Origin of the sequence: Raineyella fluvialis, from assembly GCF_009646095.1 — a bacterium.
Classification (GTDB): Bacteria; Actinomycetota; Actinomycetes; order Propionibacteriales; family Propionibacteriaceae; genus Raineyella; species Raineyella fluvialis.
On the sequence record NZ_CP045725.1, the window covers coordinates 3,043,045 to 3,056,639 of the forward strand.

13 protein-coding genes and 1 pseudogene are annotated in these 13,595 nt (G+C 69.1%); 9 read left to right on the plus strand and 5 right to left on the minus strand.

Annotation, left to right across the window (positions count from 1 at the left end; all coding sequences use genetic code 11):
• Positions 1-29: 29 nt before the first annotated feature.
• On the minus strand, positions 30-269 hold the full coding sequence (locus Rai3103_RS17960; RefSeq protein ID WP_228488930.1) for a hypothetical protein: 240 nt from the start codon (positions 267-269) through the stop codon (positions 30-32).
• Between the two features lie 212 nt (positions 270-481).
• Here Rai3103_RS17960 and Rai3103_RS13900 point away from each other — a divergent pair.
• From Rai3103_RS13900 to Rai3103_RS13935, 8 genes and pseudogenes are all read left to right on the plus strand, one after another.
• Positions 482-1,378, plus strand: a pseudogene (locus Rai3103_RS13900) (extracellular solute-binding protein); the annotation flags it as partial.
• Positions 1,379-1,388: 10 nt separating this feature from the next.
• Complete coding sequence (locus tag Rai3103_RS13905) at positions 1,389-2,294, plus strand: carbohydrate ABC transporter permease (RefSeq protein ID WP_153573082.1); 906 nt, start codon at positions 1,389-1,391, stop codon at positions 2,292-2,294.
• Positions 2,291-3,160 carry a carbohydrate ABC transporter permease gene (locus Rai3103_RS13910; protein ID WP_153573083.1) on the plus strand — a complete coding sequence of 290 codons (870 nt, stop codon included), beginning with the start codon at positions 2,291-2,293 and terminating at the stop codon, positions 3,158-3,160. The genes Rai3103_RS13905 and Rai3103_RS13910 overlap by 4 nt, the downstream gene beginning before the upstream one ends.
• Before the next feature lie 42 nt (positions 3,161-3,202).
• Positions 3,203-4,267: an ABC transporter ATP-binding protein gene (locus tag Rai3103_RS13915; RefSeq protein WP_153573084.1), complete on the plus strand. Its 1,065-nt coding sequence runs from the start codon at positions 3,203-3,205 to the stop codon at positions 4,265-4,267.
• The gene (gene ggh / locus Rai3103_RS13920; protein ID WP_228488932.1) at positions 4,264-5,610 is read left to right on the plus strand and encodes a glucosylglycerate hydrolase; all 1,347 of its coding nucleotides are present in this window, start codon (positions 4,264-4,266) and stop codon (positions 5,608-5,610) included. The genes Rai3103_RS13915 and ggh overlap by 4 nt, the downstream gene beginning before the upstream one ends.
• A gap of 1 nt (position 5,611) precedes the next feature.
• Positions 5,612-6,547 carry a zinc-dependent alcohol dehydrogenase gene (locus Rai3103_RS13925; RefSeq protein WP_228488933.1) on the plus strand — a complete coding sequence of 312 codons (936 nt, stop codon included), beginning with the start codon at positions 5,612-5,614 and terminating at the stop codon, positions 6,545-6,547.
• 103 nt (positions 6,548-6,650) lie between these two features.
• Positions 6,651-7,670, plus strand: coding sequence for a Gfo/Idh/MocA family protein (locus Rai3103_RS13930; RefSeq protein ID WP_153573085.1), 1,020 nt, complete (start codon positions 6,651-6,653; stop codon positions 7,668-7,670).
• Positions 7,667-9,445, plus strand: a complete 1,779-nt coding sequence (locus Rai3103_RS13935; protein ID WP_153573086.1) for a glycoside hydrolase family 36 protein — start codon at positions 7,667-7,669, stop codon at positions 9,443-9,445. Before Rai3103_RS13930 ends, Rai3103_RS13935 begins: the two co-directional genes overlap by 4 nt.
• Here Rai3103_RS13935 and Rai3103_RS13940 read toward each other — a convergent pair.
• Entirely contained in the window at positions 9,439-10,095 is a 657-nt protein-coding gene (locus Rai3103_RS13940; RefSeq protein WP_153573087.1) for an HAD-IA family hydrolase, read from the minus strand. The genes Rai3103_RS13935 and Rai3103_RS13940 overlap by 7 nt on opposite strands.
• A gap of 91 nt (positions 10,096-10,186) precedes the next feature.
• On the opposite strand from Rai3103_RS13940, the gene Rai3103_RS13945 reads away from it, so the two are divergent.
• Positions 10,187-10,393 carry a hypothetical protein gene (locus Rai3103_RS13945; protein ID WP_153573088.1) on the plus strand — a complete coding sequence of 69 codons (207 nt, stop codon included), beginning with the start codon at positions 10,187-10,189 and terminating at the stop codon, positions 10,391-10,393.
• Between the two features lie 55 nt (positions 10,394-10,448).
• Here the strand turns inward: Rai3103_RS13945 and Rai3103_RS13950 are convergent, their stop codons facing one another.
• From Rai3103_RS13950 to Rai3103_RS13960, 3 genes are all read right to left on the minus strand, one after another.
• Complete coding sequence (locus Rai3103_RS13950; protein WP_153573089.1) at positions 10,449-11,831, minus strand: type I glutamate--ammonia ligase; 1,383 nt, start codon at positions 11,829-11,831, stop codon at positions 10,449-10,451.
• Positions 11,832-11,890: 59 nt separating this feature from the next.
• The gene (locus Rai3103_RS13955) at positions 11,891-12,271 is read right to left on the minus strand and encodes a tautomerase family protein (protein WP_153573090.1); all 381 of its coding nucleotides are present in this window, start codon (positions 12,269-12,271) and stop codon (positions 11,891-11,893) included.
• A gap of 144 nt (positions 12,272-12,415) precedes the next feature.
• The gene (locus Rai3103_RS13960; RefSeq protein ID WP_153573091.1) at positions 12,416-13,582 is read right to left on the minus strand and encodes a glycosyltransferase; all 1,167 of its coding nucleotides are present in this window, start codon (positions 13,580-13,582) and stop codon (positions 12,416-12,418) included.
• Positions 13,583-13,595 lie beyond the last annotated feature (13 nt).

Genomic DNA, 13,595 nt, shown 5'->3' on the forward strand with positions numbered 1-13,595 from the left:
AGTCTTAAGGTGAGCCGATGTCGTCGCACTCAGGAGAGTTCCATGATGGACCGTACGCATCCCAGCATCTCCCGCCGGAGCCTCCTGAAGTTGGGACTCGGTCTGGCCGCGACGCCCGCGATCGCCTCCACCCTGAGCGCGTGTGCGGGCGCCAGCACGTCGGGCGGCGGGAACTTCACGTTCCTCTCGACGCAGTTCACTCCGGTCCAGGAGAAGAGCAACTTCGAGGAGATCCTCAAGAAGTACGCCCCGAAGGGCACGACGATCAACTACAACCCGATGACCGTCGGCGACCTCACCACCCAGGTGACGAGCCAGGAGCAGGCGGGCAAGGTCTCGATCAACCTGATCGGCGGACTGCACGGTGATCTTGCCGGCCTGACCGACAACCTGCAGGACCTGAGCCAACTGAAGTCCGACCTCGCCTCCGCCGGGATCCCGAACGAACTGTGGAACCTGGCCAACCTCGGGGCGGGGCCCCAAGTACGTGCCCTGGATGCAGGCGACCTACATGATCGCGGCGCACAAGTCGACGCTGCAGTACCTGCCGTCGGGAGCAGATCAGAACAACCTCACCTACGACCAGTACCTGCAATGGGCCACCAATGCCAAGAAGGGCTTCGGCAAGCCCGTCTTCGGCTTCCCCGCCGGGCCGACCGGCCTCTACCACCGGTGGTTCCAGGGCTTCCTGCTACCCAGCTACACCGGACACCAGGTCCAGGGCTTCGCCTCGGCGGATGCCGAGACCGCGTGGAAGTACATGAAAGACCTCTGGGGCCAGATGACCCCCGCCTCGACCAACTACAACAGCCTGCAGGATCCGATGTCGACCGGTGAGGTGCTGGCTGGCTGGGACCACGTGGCCCGTCTCGTGAAGGCCCCGGCCTCGAATCCGGACCAATGGGTGATGTTGCCGTCGCCGAGCGGCCCCAAGGGCCAGGCGTACATGCTCGTCGTCGCCGGGATGGCGGTGCCGAAGGGAGCCGATCTGGGGAAGGCCTCGGCGGTGATCAAGGCGATCTCCGCTCCCGCCCCCCAAGGTGAGACCTTGGCGAAGAACGCCTTCTTCCCGGTGGTGAAGGGTGACCTGCCGCCCGATCTCCCGCCGGCCGTCGCGCTGGAGGCTTCCGCGGTCAAGCTGCAGCAGTCCAAGGCGGGGGCGGTCATCGCGCTGCCGCCGGTCGGGGTGGGGAAGCGGGACGGTGACATCTCGCAGGTCTACAAGGACTGCTTCACCCAGATCTGCCTGCAGGGCAAGGACGTCGCCGCGACGCTGAAGGCCCAGGCCAACCAACTGCAGAGCATCCTGGACCAGCTCAAGGTGCCCTGCTGGGCGCCCGATACGACGGCCCCGGGCCAGACCTGTTCGGCCGTGTGACGTGAGCGTGATGTCCGTCAGCAGCGGCGCCCGGGGCGTCGGGGGCGACGGCGCGGACGGGCCGACCCGCCGTCGTCGCAGCCCCTCCCCGGTGCTGCTGCTGATCTCCCCGTCGGTGATCTTCATGCTGCTGCTCTTCGCCTGGCCGATGGTGTCCGGCATCTTGCAGGCCTTCCAGACCCCGGGCGGCTACGGACTGGAGAACATCACCAGGATGGTGACCGATCCGCAGTTCGTGCCGGCGGTGCGCAACACGGTGTTGCTCATCATCGTGTTGCTTCCCCTCCAATTCGCCCTGGCCCTGGTGATGGCCTTCCTGCTGCAGGCGAAGCCGAAGCTCCAGGGGTTGCACTTCTACATCTGGGCCGTGCCCATCGCGGTGTCCGACCTCGCCGCCGGTCTGGTCTGGCTGTCGATCTTCACCGATCGGGGCTTCCTGAACTCGGCCCTGAACCACGTGGGAGTCGGGCCCATCCTCTGGCTCAGCTACCAGAAGCCGGTGCTGGAGTTCGCCACCATCATCTGTGCGGAGGTGTGGCGGGCCACCTCGCTGGTCATGGTCATCATCGTCTCGGGCATGCAGGGGATCCCGAAGGACTACGACGAGGCAGCGAGTGTCTTCGGGGCAGGATTCTGGGATCGGCTGCGGTATGTGTGGCTGCCACTCCTGCGGCCCAGCATGCAGGTGGCCCTCATCCTGCGGACCATTCTGGCGTTCCAGACCTTCGCCGTCGCCCAGGCGTTGACCGGCCTGAACTTCCCCCTGTTGGTGGGGGAGACCTATCGCTTCTACACCCAACTGCAGAACCCGAACGTCGCCGCCGCGCTGGCCCTGGTGGTCATGCTGGTATCGATGGCTTTCGCCTTCCTCTACCTGCGGCTGCTCCGTGACGACACGAATCAGGCCGCGCGATGACCACACCCCAGACTCGACCGGCCAGCGCGGTGCCCGAAGTCGACCTGCGCCCGTTGCGGCGGCGCAAGAGGAATCGGGCGCTCGTGCAGCTCGGCTGCATCCTGGTCAGCCTGTTCATGCTGGTGCCCCTCTATCTCATCGCCCTGGCCGCGTTCAGCTCGTCAGCGGCGCTCGCCCGTTTCCCGCTGCGGTTCTTCCCCACGGATTTCTCCGCGGAAACGATGGGTGCCTTCATCAACTCGACCGGGGTGCTGGCCGGCCTGATCAACTCGGTCACGGTGGGGATCGGCACGCTGATCCTCTCGCTGCTGGTGGGCGCACCCGCCGGGTACGCGTTGGCCCGCTACGCCTTCCGGGGCAAGGACCAGTACCAGCTGTTCATGCTCTTCACCCGCGCCCTGCCGATCGTGGTCCTGTCCGTCCCCTTGGCCCAGTTGTTCCTCATCGTCGGGGTGTACGACTCCGTCCTCGCGGTGGTCCTCCTGCACTCCGCACTGGCCCTGCCGACGACGGTCCTGATCACCTCCAGCGTCTTCATCGCGGTGCCGCGGGACGCGGAGGAGGCCGCCCGGATCTTCGGTTGCTCTCCACTCGGAGCGTTCCTGAGAGTGGTCCTGCCGATGGCCCTGCCCGGGATCTCGGCCGCCTCGATCTTCACCTTCGTGATGAGTTGGAACGAAGTCCTGGGAGCCACGATCCTGACGCTGAACCACCGGACGCTGCCGGCGGCGGTGCTCACGTCGCTGCAGGACTCGCCGCTGAGTTACCGGTTCGCCGGTGGCTTCTTCCTCATCATTCCCGCATTGATCTTCATCGCGATCATGCGCAAGTACCTGCTGAACATGTGGGGCACGACGATCCGATGACGTACGTTCCTCCACTCCGCACCCGGGAGAAAGCAGAACGCCATGGCTGACATCGCCATCCGCAATCTCATGAAGACCTACCCCGGCACCAGCGAACCTGCCACCAAGCAGGTCTCGCTCGAAGTCGACGACGGAGAGTTCATGGTGCTGCTCGGGCCCTCCGGCTGCGGCAAGACCACCCTGCTGCGGATGGTCGCCGGGTTGGATTTCCCGGATTCGGGGTCGATCTCGATCGGCGGCAGGGACGTCACCTATCTCCCGCCGAACCAGCGCAACCTCTCCATGGTCTTCCAGTCCTATGCCGTCTTCCCCCACCGGAAGGTGCGCGACAACATCGGCTTCGGTCTGACGATGCGCAAGATGTCGAAGGCGGAGATCGCCAAGAAGGTCGACTGGGCCGCCGATCTCCTGCAACTCTCTCCCTACCTTGATCGTTTTCCGGCCAACCTCTCGGGCGGTCAACGCCAACGCGTCGCCGTGGCGCGCGCGATCGTCGTCGACGCCGACGTGCTGTTGATGGACGAGCCGTTGAGCAATCTGGATGCTCTGCTGCGCCTGAGCTTCCGCGCCGAGCTGAAGAAGATCGTGGAGACCATCGGGACGACGACCGTCTACGTCACCCACGACCAGGTCGAGGCCCTGTCGCTCGGCGACCGGGTGGCCGTCATGCGGGTCGGTCAGATCGCCCAACTCGGCCGACCTCTCGACGTGTACGACAGCCCCGCCGACACGTTCGTCGGAGGGTTCATCGGATCCCCGCCGATGAACTTCCTGGACGGGACGGTGGCGGACGGCCGGATCGGCTTCACCGAGAGGGCCTCCGTTCCCGCCCCGGCGCAGCTGCCGGCGGGTCCCGTCAGGGTCGGCATCCGCGCGGAGGCGATCGTCCTCGGCGAGGGTACGGACTCGCTGCCGGCCGTGGTGGACGTGGTGGAACCCATCGGCAGCCACACGCTGCTCACCGTCACGATCGGGGATCAGGTCCTCAAGGTCCAGGTGCCGCCCACGACGGAGGTCCATCGCGGCGACACCGTCACCGTGCAGTTCCCGCCGGGCGCCCTGCGGCTGTACGACCCGGAGACGGGACTCGGGCTGGAGACGTCGTGAGCCCGAGCCCCCACGTTTCCGACCTGGCGGACCTCGATCGGAGGGCGCGGCAGGTGCTGCGGGACAACGACCTCGGCCAGATGGTGACCGCGGCGCCGAAGCTCTACCCTCACCAGTGGTCGTGGGACGCGGCCCTGATCTCCATCGGTCTGGCCCACATGTCGATCCCGCGTGCCCTGCGGGAACTCGAGAATCTCTTCCGCGCGCAGTGGTCCACCGGGATGATCCCGCACATCGTCTTCTCCGACGTGCCGGGCTACTTCCCCGGCCCGGACGTCTGGTCCACCGACACCGTTCCCGCCAAGCCGCACGACGTACGTACCAGCGGGATCTGTCAGCCTCCGGTCCACGCCATCGCCGTGGCGCGCATCCTTGACCTGGCCGTGGCCAAGGGTGGGGAGGATCGCCGGCTGGCCGAGGATTTCGCCCGGACGTCCCTGGACCGGCTGGTCGCCTGGCACCAGTGGCTGATGACCGTCCGGGATCCGAGCGGCCTCGACCTGGTGGAGATCCACCACGGCTGGGAGTCCGGCATGGACAACTCCCCTCGATGGGACGAGGCGTACGCGAACGTCGTCGTCCCCGAACCCATCCCGATGGCACGCCACGACATCAAGGTGGTCGGCAACATCGAGGACCGGCCGACCGACCGGGAGTACCAGCGCTACCTGCAACTGATGCGGGAAATGGCCTCGGTGAACTTCGACGACGCGCAGATCAACGATGTCGTGCAGTTCCGGATCACGGACGTGTTCCTGACCGCCGTCCTGGCGCTCGCCTGTGACGAGACCGCACGGTTGGCGGAGCTCCTGGGCCGCGAGGATGTCGCCGACGGGCAGCGGGCGCTGGCCGATCGGGCCCGTCGAGGCGTGCTGAGCTGTGTCTCTCCGGACACCGGACGTTGCCGGGACTTCGACGTCCGCGCCGGGCAGTGGGTGGACGTCCCCACGATCGCCTCCTGGTCGGTCCTGGTGAGCGGTGGCGATGATGCGGTGTGGGCCGACCATCGTGCTGCCCTGGTGGGGGAGCACTGGGCGGGCCACCCGTCGCTGCGGTTCCCCCTGCCCCCGACGGTCTCACCGGACGATCCCGGCTTCCGGCCCCGTACGTACTGGCGGGGCCCCACCTGGCCGTTCCTGAACTGGTTGCTGACCTGGGCACTGGCGCGGCGGGGTGACCGTGCGCTGGCCGCCACCTGGCGGGACGCCACCCTCGAACTGCTGGGCGACGGCGCGTTCGGCGAGTACTACGACCCGCAGACCGGGCAGCCCGCGGGAAGCCATGACCAGTCCTGGACCGCGGCCGTCGCCATCGACTGGATCGCCGGCAGGGCGCAGGAGTGACGTGGCCTCGGCGCTGGTCCTCCTGGGGCCCCGGCACCTGGTGGTCGAGGACATCGAGCCCGTAGCTCTCGAGAGCGGCCAGGCGAGAGTGCGGACCCTGTATTCGGGGATCAGCGCCGGCACCGAACTGGCAAGCTATCGCGGTGTCTCTCCCTTCCTGACCAAGCACTGGGACCCCGACGTACGACTCTTCACCGACGGTGGGGCCGCCACCTCCTACCCGCTGTCCGGCTGGGGCTACGAAGAAGTGGGAACAGTGATCGACGTCCACGACCGGGACGATGCGGACCTGGTGGGCGCCACGGTCTACGGCATCTGGGGGCATCGTACGGAGGCGGTCGTGGCGGTCGACCACGTACGGCGGCGGATCATGCCGGCAGGCCTCGATCCGCTGCTGGGCATCTTCAGCAGGATGGGCTCCATCGCCCTGAACGGGGTCCACGACGCCCGGATCCGCATCGGTGAGACCGTCGTGGTGTTCGGCCTCGGTGTCCTCGGCCTGATCGTCGTGCAACTGGCCAAGGCGTCGGGCGCGACGGTGATCGGCGTCGACGGCGTCGCCGCTCGCCGCGACCTGGCCCGGCGGTTCGGCTGCTCGACGGTGTTGGACGTCGCCGAGGACGTGGCCGGTCGGGTCAAGGTCGGCACCGAGGGCCGCGGGGCTGATGTTGTCATCGAGGCGACCGGCAGCTCCAGGGCACTGGCCGAGGCGATTCGTTGCGCCGCGTACAACTCGCGCGTCGTCGCGATGGGGTTCATCCAGGGTGAGGCCCGCGGCCTGTACCTGGCTGAGGAGTTCCATCACAACCGGGTGAGCCTGGTCTGCTCCCAGATCAGCGGCACCGACCCCGAGATCGACCACCGTTGGAACGCCCTGCGGCTGGCGCAGACAGTGATGCGGCTGCAGGCAGCGGGCACGCTGGACCTGGCCCCCTGATCAGCCATGTGTGGGACTTCCGGCGGGCCCCGGAACTCTTCGCCCTCCTCGACGAGCGTCCGGGCGAGGTCATGCAGACCGTCCTCGACTGCAGGGACCCGGGGTGACCCCGCGCCTCCGCGTCGGTGTCCTGGGCTGTGGGGGCATCGCCCGGCGTCACCTGGCCGCCTGCCGTCAACTCGCCCAGGAGGGCGTCGCCGACTTGGCCCCGGTCGCCTTCGCGGACCGTCACCTCGACCGGGCCCAGCGCCTGGCCCACGAGTTCGCGGGCACGAGCGGTCGCGCCTACACCGATCACCGAGCACTCCTCGCTGATGCCGCCCTCGATCTGCTGATCGTGACGCTCCCGCCCGGCAGCCACGGCACCGAGGTCGCCGATGCCGCGGCGGCGGGCGTCCACCTCCTGCTCGAAAAACCGCTGGCCCTGACCTCCGCCGATGCCTGGGCCATGGTGGACGCCGTCGAACGCGCGGGCGTCCGCGCGCAGGTGGGTTTCGGCTACCGCTTCGGTGCGGCTGTCTCGGCCTTCCGGCGGCTGCGCGACTCGGGTGACCTCGGGTCCGTCGGCATGTTCGACGCCCGCTATCTGTGCAACTCCCTGCACGCCCATTGGTGGCGGCACAAGGAGGTGTCGGGAGGCCAGCTGCTGGAACAGGTGATCCATCATGTCGACCTGCTGCGTTATCTGATGGGTGAACCCGAGTGGGTCTACGCCAGCCTGGCCAGCCAGTTCCACCAGCACGTGACCGACTACACCATCGAGGATGCCGGCGTGGCCCTGACGCGTGGGCCGGGCGATCGGCTCGGCAGCCTCCACTGGAGCAACGCCGCCATTCCGGGACGCTGGGACAAGGCCTTCACGGTCATCGCCGAGCGAGCCACGCTGCACGCGCAGGACCACAACACCGCCACCTTGTTCTGGACCAGGGAGCCGGTCCGCATCGAGGACCTCACCGGACCGGACCGGGCTCTGGCGGATCAACTGGCCGATCTGGTGGCGGCCATCGAGTCCGGCTCTGAGACGCGGACACCGATCCGTGAGGGAGCGCGGACCCTCGACCTCGCCCTGGCGATGCTGGAAGCCGACCGGCTGAAGACACCGGTCCAGGTGGTGACACGGTGAGTGCCGGGGAGGTGATGAGTGTCTTCAACGCTGAGGGAGTGGCCGTGCACGTCCTGGCAGGCCTGGTCAACGGGGTGGTCGACGACCGCGTACGCCTGGTGCCCGAGCCCGCTCCGACGGGCCGGTACCGCCTCGTCGCCGACGTCGACCCCGCCGCCTGCGATGCGTTCGGCGTACGACTGCTCGTCGAGGGCGCGGCTCGCTGGCTCCAGCTCGGCTACCACTCCTGGGACACGAGCCAGTACCTCCCGATCGAAACGGGTGGGACCGGCTATGCCCTCACCCAGTTGGCGTCCGGCGGCGGTTTCCTGCAGCTCGGCTTCGTCCGCCACGACCGGCTGCAGCACCGCTTCACGCTGCGTGAATCGGCGGGGCAGCGCGTGCTGGATGTCGAGGCGCTCTGGGATCGACGTCGCCCCGCCGACGGCTCCTCGCCGCCGGCCTCCGAGGAACTGCGGGTGCAGTGGGGCGCCCGGGCCGACGACCTGCTGAGGGATTGGGCGCAGCAGGTCGCGGTCGGGGGGCCGAGGCCTCGGCGCGGGCCGCCGATCACCGGATGGTCCAGCTGGTACAACCTGTACGCCGCCATCAGCGCCGATACCCTGCGCGCCGAGCTGGCCGACCTCCGGGACACGGATCGCCGTGAAGGCTGGGGGCTGTCGGTCGTCCAGATCGACGACGGCTTCACGCCGGAGATGGGCGACTGGCTGACCACCAAGCCGCAGTTCCCCGACGGCATGAAGCCCCTGCTGAACGAGATCCGCGCCTCCGGCTACGTCCCGGGCCTGTGGATCGCGCCCTTCCTGATCGGGAACCGCAGCGAGCTCTATGCGACCCATCCCGACTGGGCAGTGGGTGACCGCGAAACGGGACGCCCGTACGTCTGCATGCGCTTCTACGGCGAGTTCCGCTGGCACAAGCGCAGCGAGGAGTACTACCTCCTCGACACCACGCATCCCGAGGCGATGGCCTACCTGAGGCGCGTCTTCCGGACCTGGCGCCACGAGTGGGGCTGCGGCTACTTCAAGACCGATTTCCTGTACCACGCGGTGGAGGCCGGCCCGGAGCGGATGATCCGACACCGCAGCAATCTGTCGCGCGCGGAGATCATCGTCGCCGCCTGCCGGGCGATCCGCGACGAGATCGGCCCGGAAGCGACCTGGGTGGCGTGCGGGGCGCCGTTTTGGATGCTGGTCGGCCTCGTCGACGCTGTCCGGATCGGGCGCGACGCCGGCGTGAGCTGGCCGGACGGCATGTTCGCGGCGCTCTCGACCCGCGGCTTCGCGAACGGCATCCTCTGGCAGGCCGACCCCGATGCCCTGCTGCTCCGCGAACGGTTCCACGCGTTGGCTCCCGAGGAGCAGCAGACGATCGCAACGGCCCAGGCGATGGTCGGCGGAGTGACGATGACCAGCGACAGTGTGGGCGAGTTGAGCCAGGAGCGCCGATCCCTCTTCGCTGCGGCCCTCGACCTCACGCCGGGCACCTGCCGCTACCCGATCCTGGGCACCGGGGATCCCGCCTTCGTGCAGTGGCGCCCGGACGCGAATCTGCTGCACCTGGTCAATCCGACTGCGGACCCACTCCTCACCAGGATCCCGCTGTCGTCGCTGGGACTCTCCGAACCGCCGACGATCAGGCGGGCCTCCCTTACCGGAGCCGACAGCCCGCTGCCCGAGACGGTGGTCCAGCAGGACGCATCGATCGTGGCGGAGCTGGCCCCGCGTTCCGGTGTCCTGCTTCGCGTTCTCCGGGGCAGCGGTCTCGCTCAGTAAGAGAGGTCGAGGGTGAGGAGGATCTCCGCGCCCGCGCCCACCGCCTGGATGTCGGCCACCGAGTCGACCGTCCAGGTCGGATGGTGGTCGGCCGCACGCGGCCCGACGCCGATCACGGACATGCCGGCCGCCAGCCCCGCCGCGATGCCGTTGGCGGAGTCCTCGACGACGACGCAGGCGGCGGGAGGGACCTGGAGGCGTCTCGCGGCGATGAGGAAGCCTTCCGGGTCGGGCTTACCCGCGGTGGCATCTTCCGCCGTGACGGCGACACGTGGCATCCGAAGCCCCGCCGCACCCATCCGCGCCGCAGCGAGTTCCCTGGTGGCCGAAGTGACCAGCGCATGGGGGAGGTCGGTGAGTTGGCTGAGCAGAACTCCAGCGCCGGCGATCTCCACGACACCGTCGAGCTCAGTCGTCTCGCGTGCGAGCAGGGAGCGGTTCTCGGCGATGTTCTCCTCGTGCGGGCGGCCGGGCAGGAGCAGGGCCATGCTGTCGTGGCCCTGCCGGCCATGAATGGTCGCCAGCGTCCTCGCGGGATCGACCCCGTGGGCGAGGGACCAATCGACCCAGACGCGCTCGACGATGGCCGTGGAGTCGACCAGGGTCCCATCCATGTCGAGGAGCACGGCGGCGGCGACGGTCGAGGTCATGGACCGACCCTACCAATGCCCTCACGACCCCGACCCGGTGAGGACGGGTGCTGCCAGGGCAGTGTCCTGGAGGCGCGCCATCATGGATGTCATGACCGATCCGGAGTTCGAGACCCCGAACGCCCTGGCCGCCTTGCTCAGGTGGGAGGCGTCCGGAGCGACGTGGGAGCTGCGAACGTCGGGCGCGGAGAGAGCGGTCGTCGACCTGTGCACGTGTGACGGGGGCCAGGTGGTGGGCCGACTGGTCTCCTCAGATCCGGACTTCCTCGCCCACGTACGCGGCAGTGTTCGCGAGTGACGGTGGCACTGACCCGTCCGCCTCAAGGCGTGGGGTGACTCAGCCGGGCCGGCCTTCAGGACCAGGCCAAGCGGAGGGCCGTCGCCACCTGCTCCACCGGCGTCCCGGCGAAGAGCTCCTCCTCGTACCGGCGAACGGCCACGACCGCGGTTACGACCTGCTCCCCGAGGAGGCGGGTGGCCAACTGCGATCCCGCGAGCGCGTCGATCATCGTTGCCTGGTCCGGGGCCAGCAGCCGCACCCCGGTGCGGGTGCGCTCGGCGTCGTCCAGGTCGGCCGGGTCGGTGGTGGTCTCGGCAGGCAAGGGCAGCCGGCGGCGGATGCCGTCCAGCGCCGACCCCAGCAGGGACGCCGTCGCCAGATAGGGGTTGGCCGAGGCGTCGACGATCTTGACCTCGACGTTGGCACCATGCGGGGTGGCCGGTCCGCCGCCGATGAGGCGGACCGCCGCCTCCCGGTTCTCCAGACCCCAGCAGGCGTAGGCCCCTGACCAGGCGCCGGGCTGGAGACGTACGCTCGAGAGGGCTGACCCCGCCAGCACCGCCTGGAGCTGTGGAAGGCCCGCGACCAGCCCGGCGATGGCGTGTCCGCCGTCCGTCGTCAGGCCGTGGGGTCCGTCGCCGCCGGCGAGCAGCGCGTCGTCCCCGCGATACAGGGACAGGTGCTGGTGGGCGCCGTTCCCGACCTTGCCCACCGCGGGCATGGGCGAGAAGGAGACCCCCAGGCCGTGTCGTCGTGCGGTCCGTACGATCAGGGAGCGGGCCAGGATCAGCGCGTCCGCCGCGCGGATCGGATCGTCAGGGCCCAGCGAGACCTCGAACTGAGCCTCGCCGTACTCGGCGTGCACCTGCTCGACGCCGACACCGGTGCGCTCGAACCCGGCCAGGAGATCGAGCACGAACTCCTCCCTGGCCAACAGCGCCGTGGCGCCGTAGGGCGTCCAGCTCTGGACGTCGAGCAGTGATCCGTCCGGGTGGACCAGCACGAACTCCACCTCGTGGCCGATCAGCGCGCGCAGGCCCTGCTCGGCGAGATCGTCGACCACGCCGGCGAGCACCACGCGGGGGCAGGCCGGGTCGGGCGTCCCGTCCTGGAAGAACGTGTCGGTCGGACCCATCGCGATGCCGTCGCCGAGCACCCGCACTCCGGAAGGGTCGAGTCGCAGGCGCAGATCACCCACCCGCCCCACGAACGGAGCATCCGCGATTCCGCCGTCGACGCCGTACGCGCGGTGCACCGGCGACAGGCCGCATCCCGAGCGTACGAACGCCGCCAGCCGTCCGACGGGGACACTCTTGGCGAGGACCAGTCCGGCGGCGTTCGTGGCCGTCCCGATGATCCAGGTGACGCCCTCGGCCCGCAGTTCCTGCTCGAGCCTGTCCAGCACTGTCCCCAGCGGGACACTGCTCCCGGTCGCGTCGGAGCTGGCAGCGGTCATGGATCAAGGATGCCCGGGAAGGGCCGCGGCCGTGGCCGGTCGTGGCCCGACCCGTGCGGTCAGTCCGCGTACTGGGCGATGCCGCCGCCGAAGGACCAGTTCTCCTTGGGCACCTCGACGAGGTTGATGAAGACGTCCTCGGTCCGCATCCCGACAGCCTCGTGCAGCCCGTCCGCGATCGCCCGGTAGAGGCTCTTCTTCACCTCGACGGTGCGCCCGGCGTTCAGGGTGATCTGGATGATGAGAGCGCGGTCGGTGCGCTCGACCACGTACGTCGGGTCCAGGATCAGGTGGCTGGGCTCGTGTTCGGAGATGACCATGAACTTGTCGTTGGCCGGGACGGCCGCGGTGGTCACGAGCGCGTCGTAGACGACGCCGGCGATGGCTTCGCGATCGGAGGACGGGGTGGCGGCGGGGACGTCGATGCGGACGAGCGGCATGGGCGAGTTCCTTCGGTGTGAGGGCCAGGTTCCGTGTGCGGTCATGACCAGGGACATGACCGTTGGGGGCAGACTACGGGGACCACTTCGCCTCTGGCGTGCCACCCACTGCGTCGGCTCCGCACCGTCGTCGTTCGCGCGAGGTCATGCTTCTCCGAAGACGGTGGCGAGCTTCTCCGCGACGTCGACGGGGCCCGGCATGCCGGCGATCTCTCGACGTACTCGTGCCGCCGCCTCACGGTACCGGGGCTCGCTCAGCAACGCGCTGGTGGCGGCCACGATGGCCTGGTGCGTGGCGTCCGCCGGATCCAGGGTGATGCCGACCCCGGACTCGCGGCACGCACGAGCGTTGAGGAACTGGTCGGCTCCCTGGGGAAGCAGCAACTGGGGGATCCCCGCGCCCAGAGCCCCGAGGAAGGTGCCGGATCCCCCGTGCGAAACGACCACCGCGCAACGCGCTGCGAACACTGTCGCCTGGGGGATGTACCGGGCCACGTGCACGTTGCTCGGCAGCTGCCCGAGCACATTCGCCTCGGAGTGCGGGCCGACGGTGGCGACCACCCGGACCGGCAAGGACGCGACGGCGCGGACCACGTCGGCGAGGATGTCGGGCCGGTTGTAGACCGTGCCGAAGGTGACGTACACCAAGGGGAGCGTGGTCCCGTCCTCGACCCACGTCGGTGACGGCTCGCCCACCCGGACAGCCGGTGACACCGGCCTGAGCGGCCAGGTGCGCCCGACATGGGGACGGACCTGGGATTGGAGGCTTGCCGGGTAGATGTCGACATAGCAGTGGGTGTAGCGCCCGCCGTAGGGCTGTGGAGTGACGTGATGGCTCCGCCACAACGGTTCCAGTCTGTCCGCCGCGGCCGCGATCCGGGCTTCGGGGACCAGGGGGCCCAGCGCGTGGGTGATCGCGGGGATCCCGTGCAGGGCCGCCAGCAGCGGGCCGGCGAACTCACCCGAGTCACTGATCACCATCGCCGGTCCGAACCGGTCGGCGAGGGGGAGCAGGTCGTCGAGCATCGGGCCGGGCAGTGTCTGGCCGAACAGCCAGGGGAAGATCTCGTCGGGCCGCCTCTCAGCCGGCAGCGAGCCGAGCCGGGCGTGGAATTCCGCGAACCTCTTCAGCGCGTCGGCCTCGTCCAAGCCGGCTGTGGCGGTGGGGATGCCGGCGTCCTGGAGCCACCCGCAGCCGTTGCGGTCGGTGGCCCACAGCACGTCGTCACCTCGCGCCTGGAAGGCGCGGGCGAGGGCGACCAGGGGAGCGGTGTGCCCCAACCCGTTGCACGACGTGAACAAGACCCTCATGGAAAGAATCCTG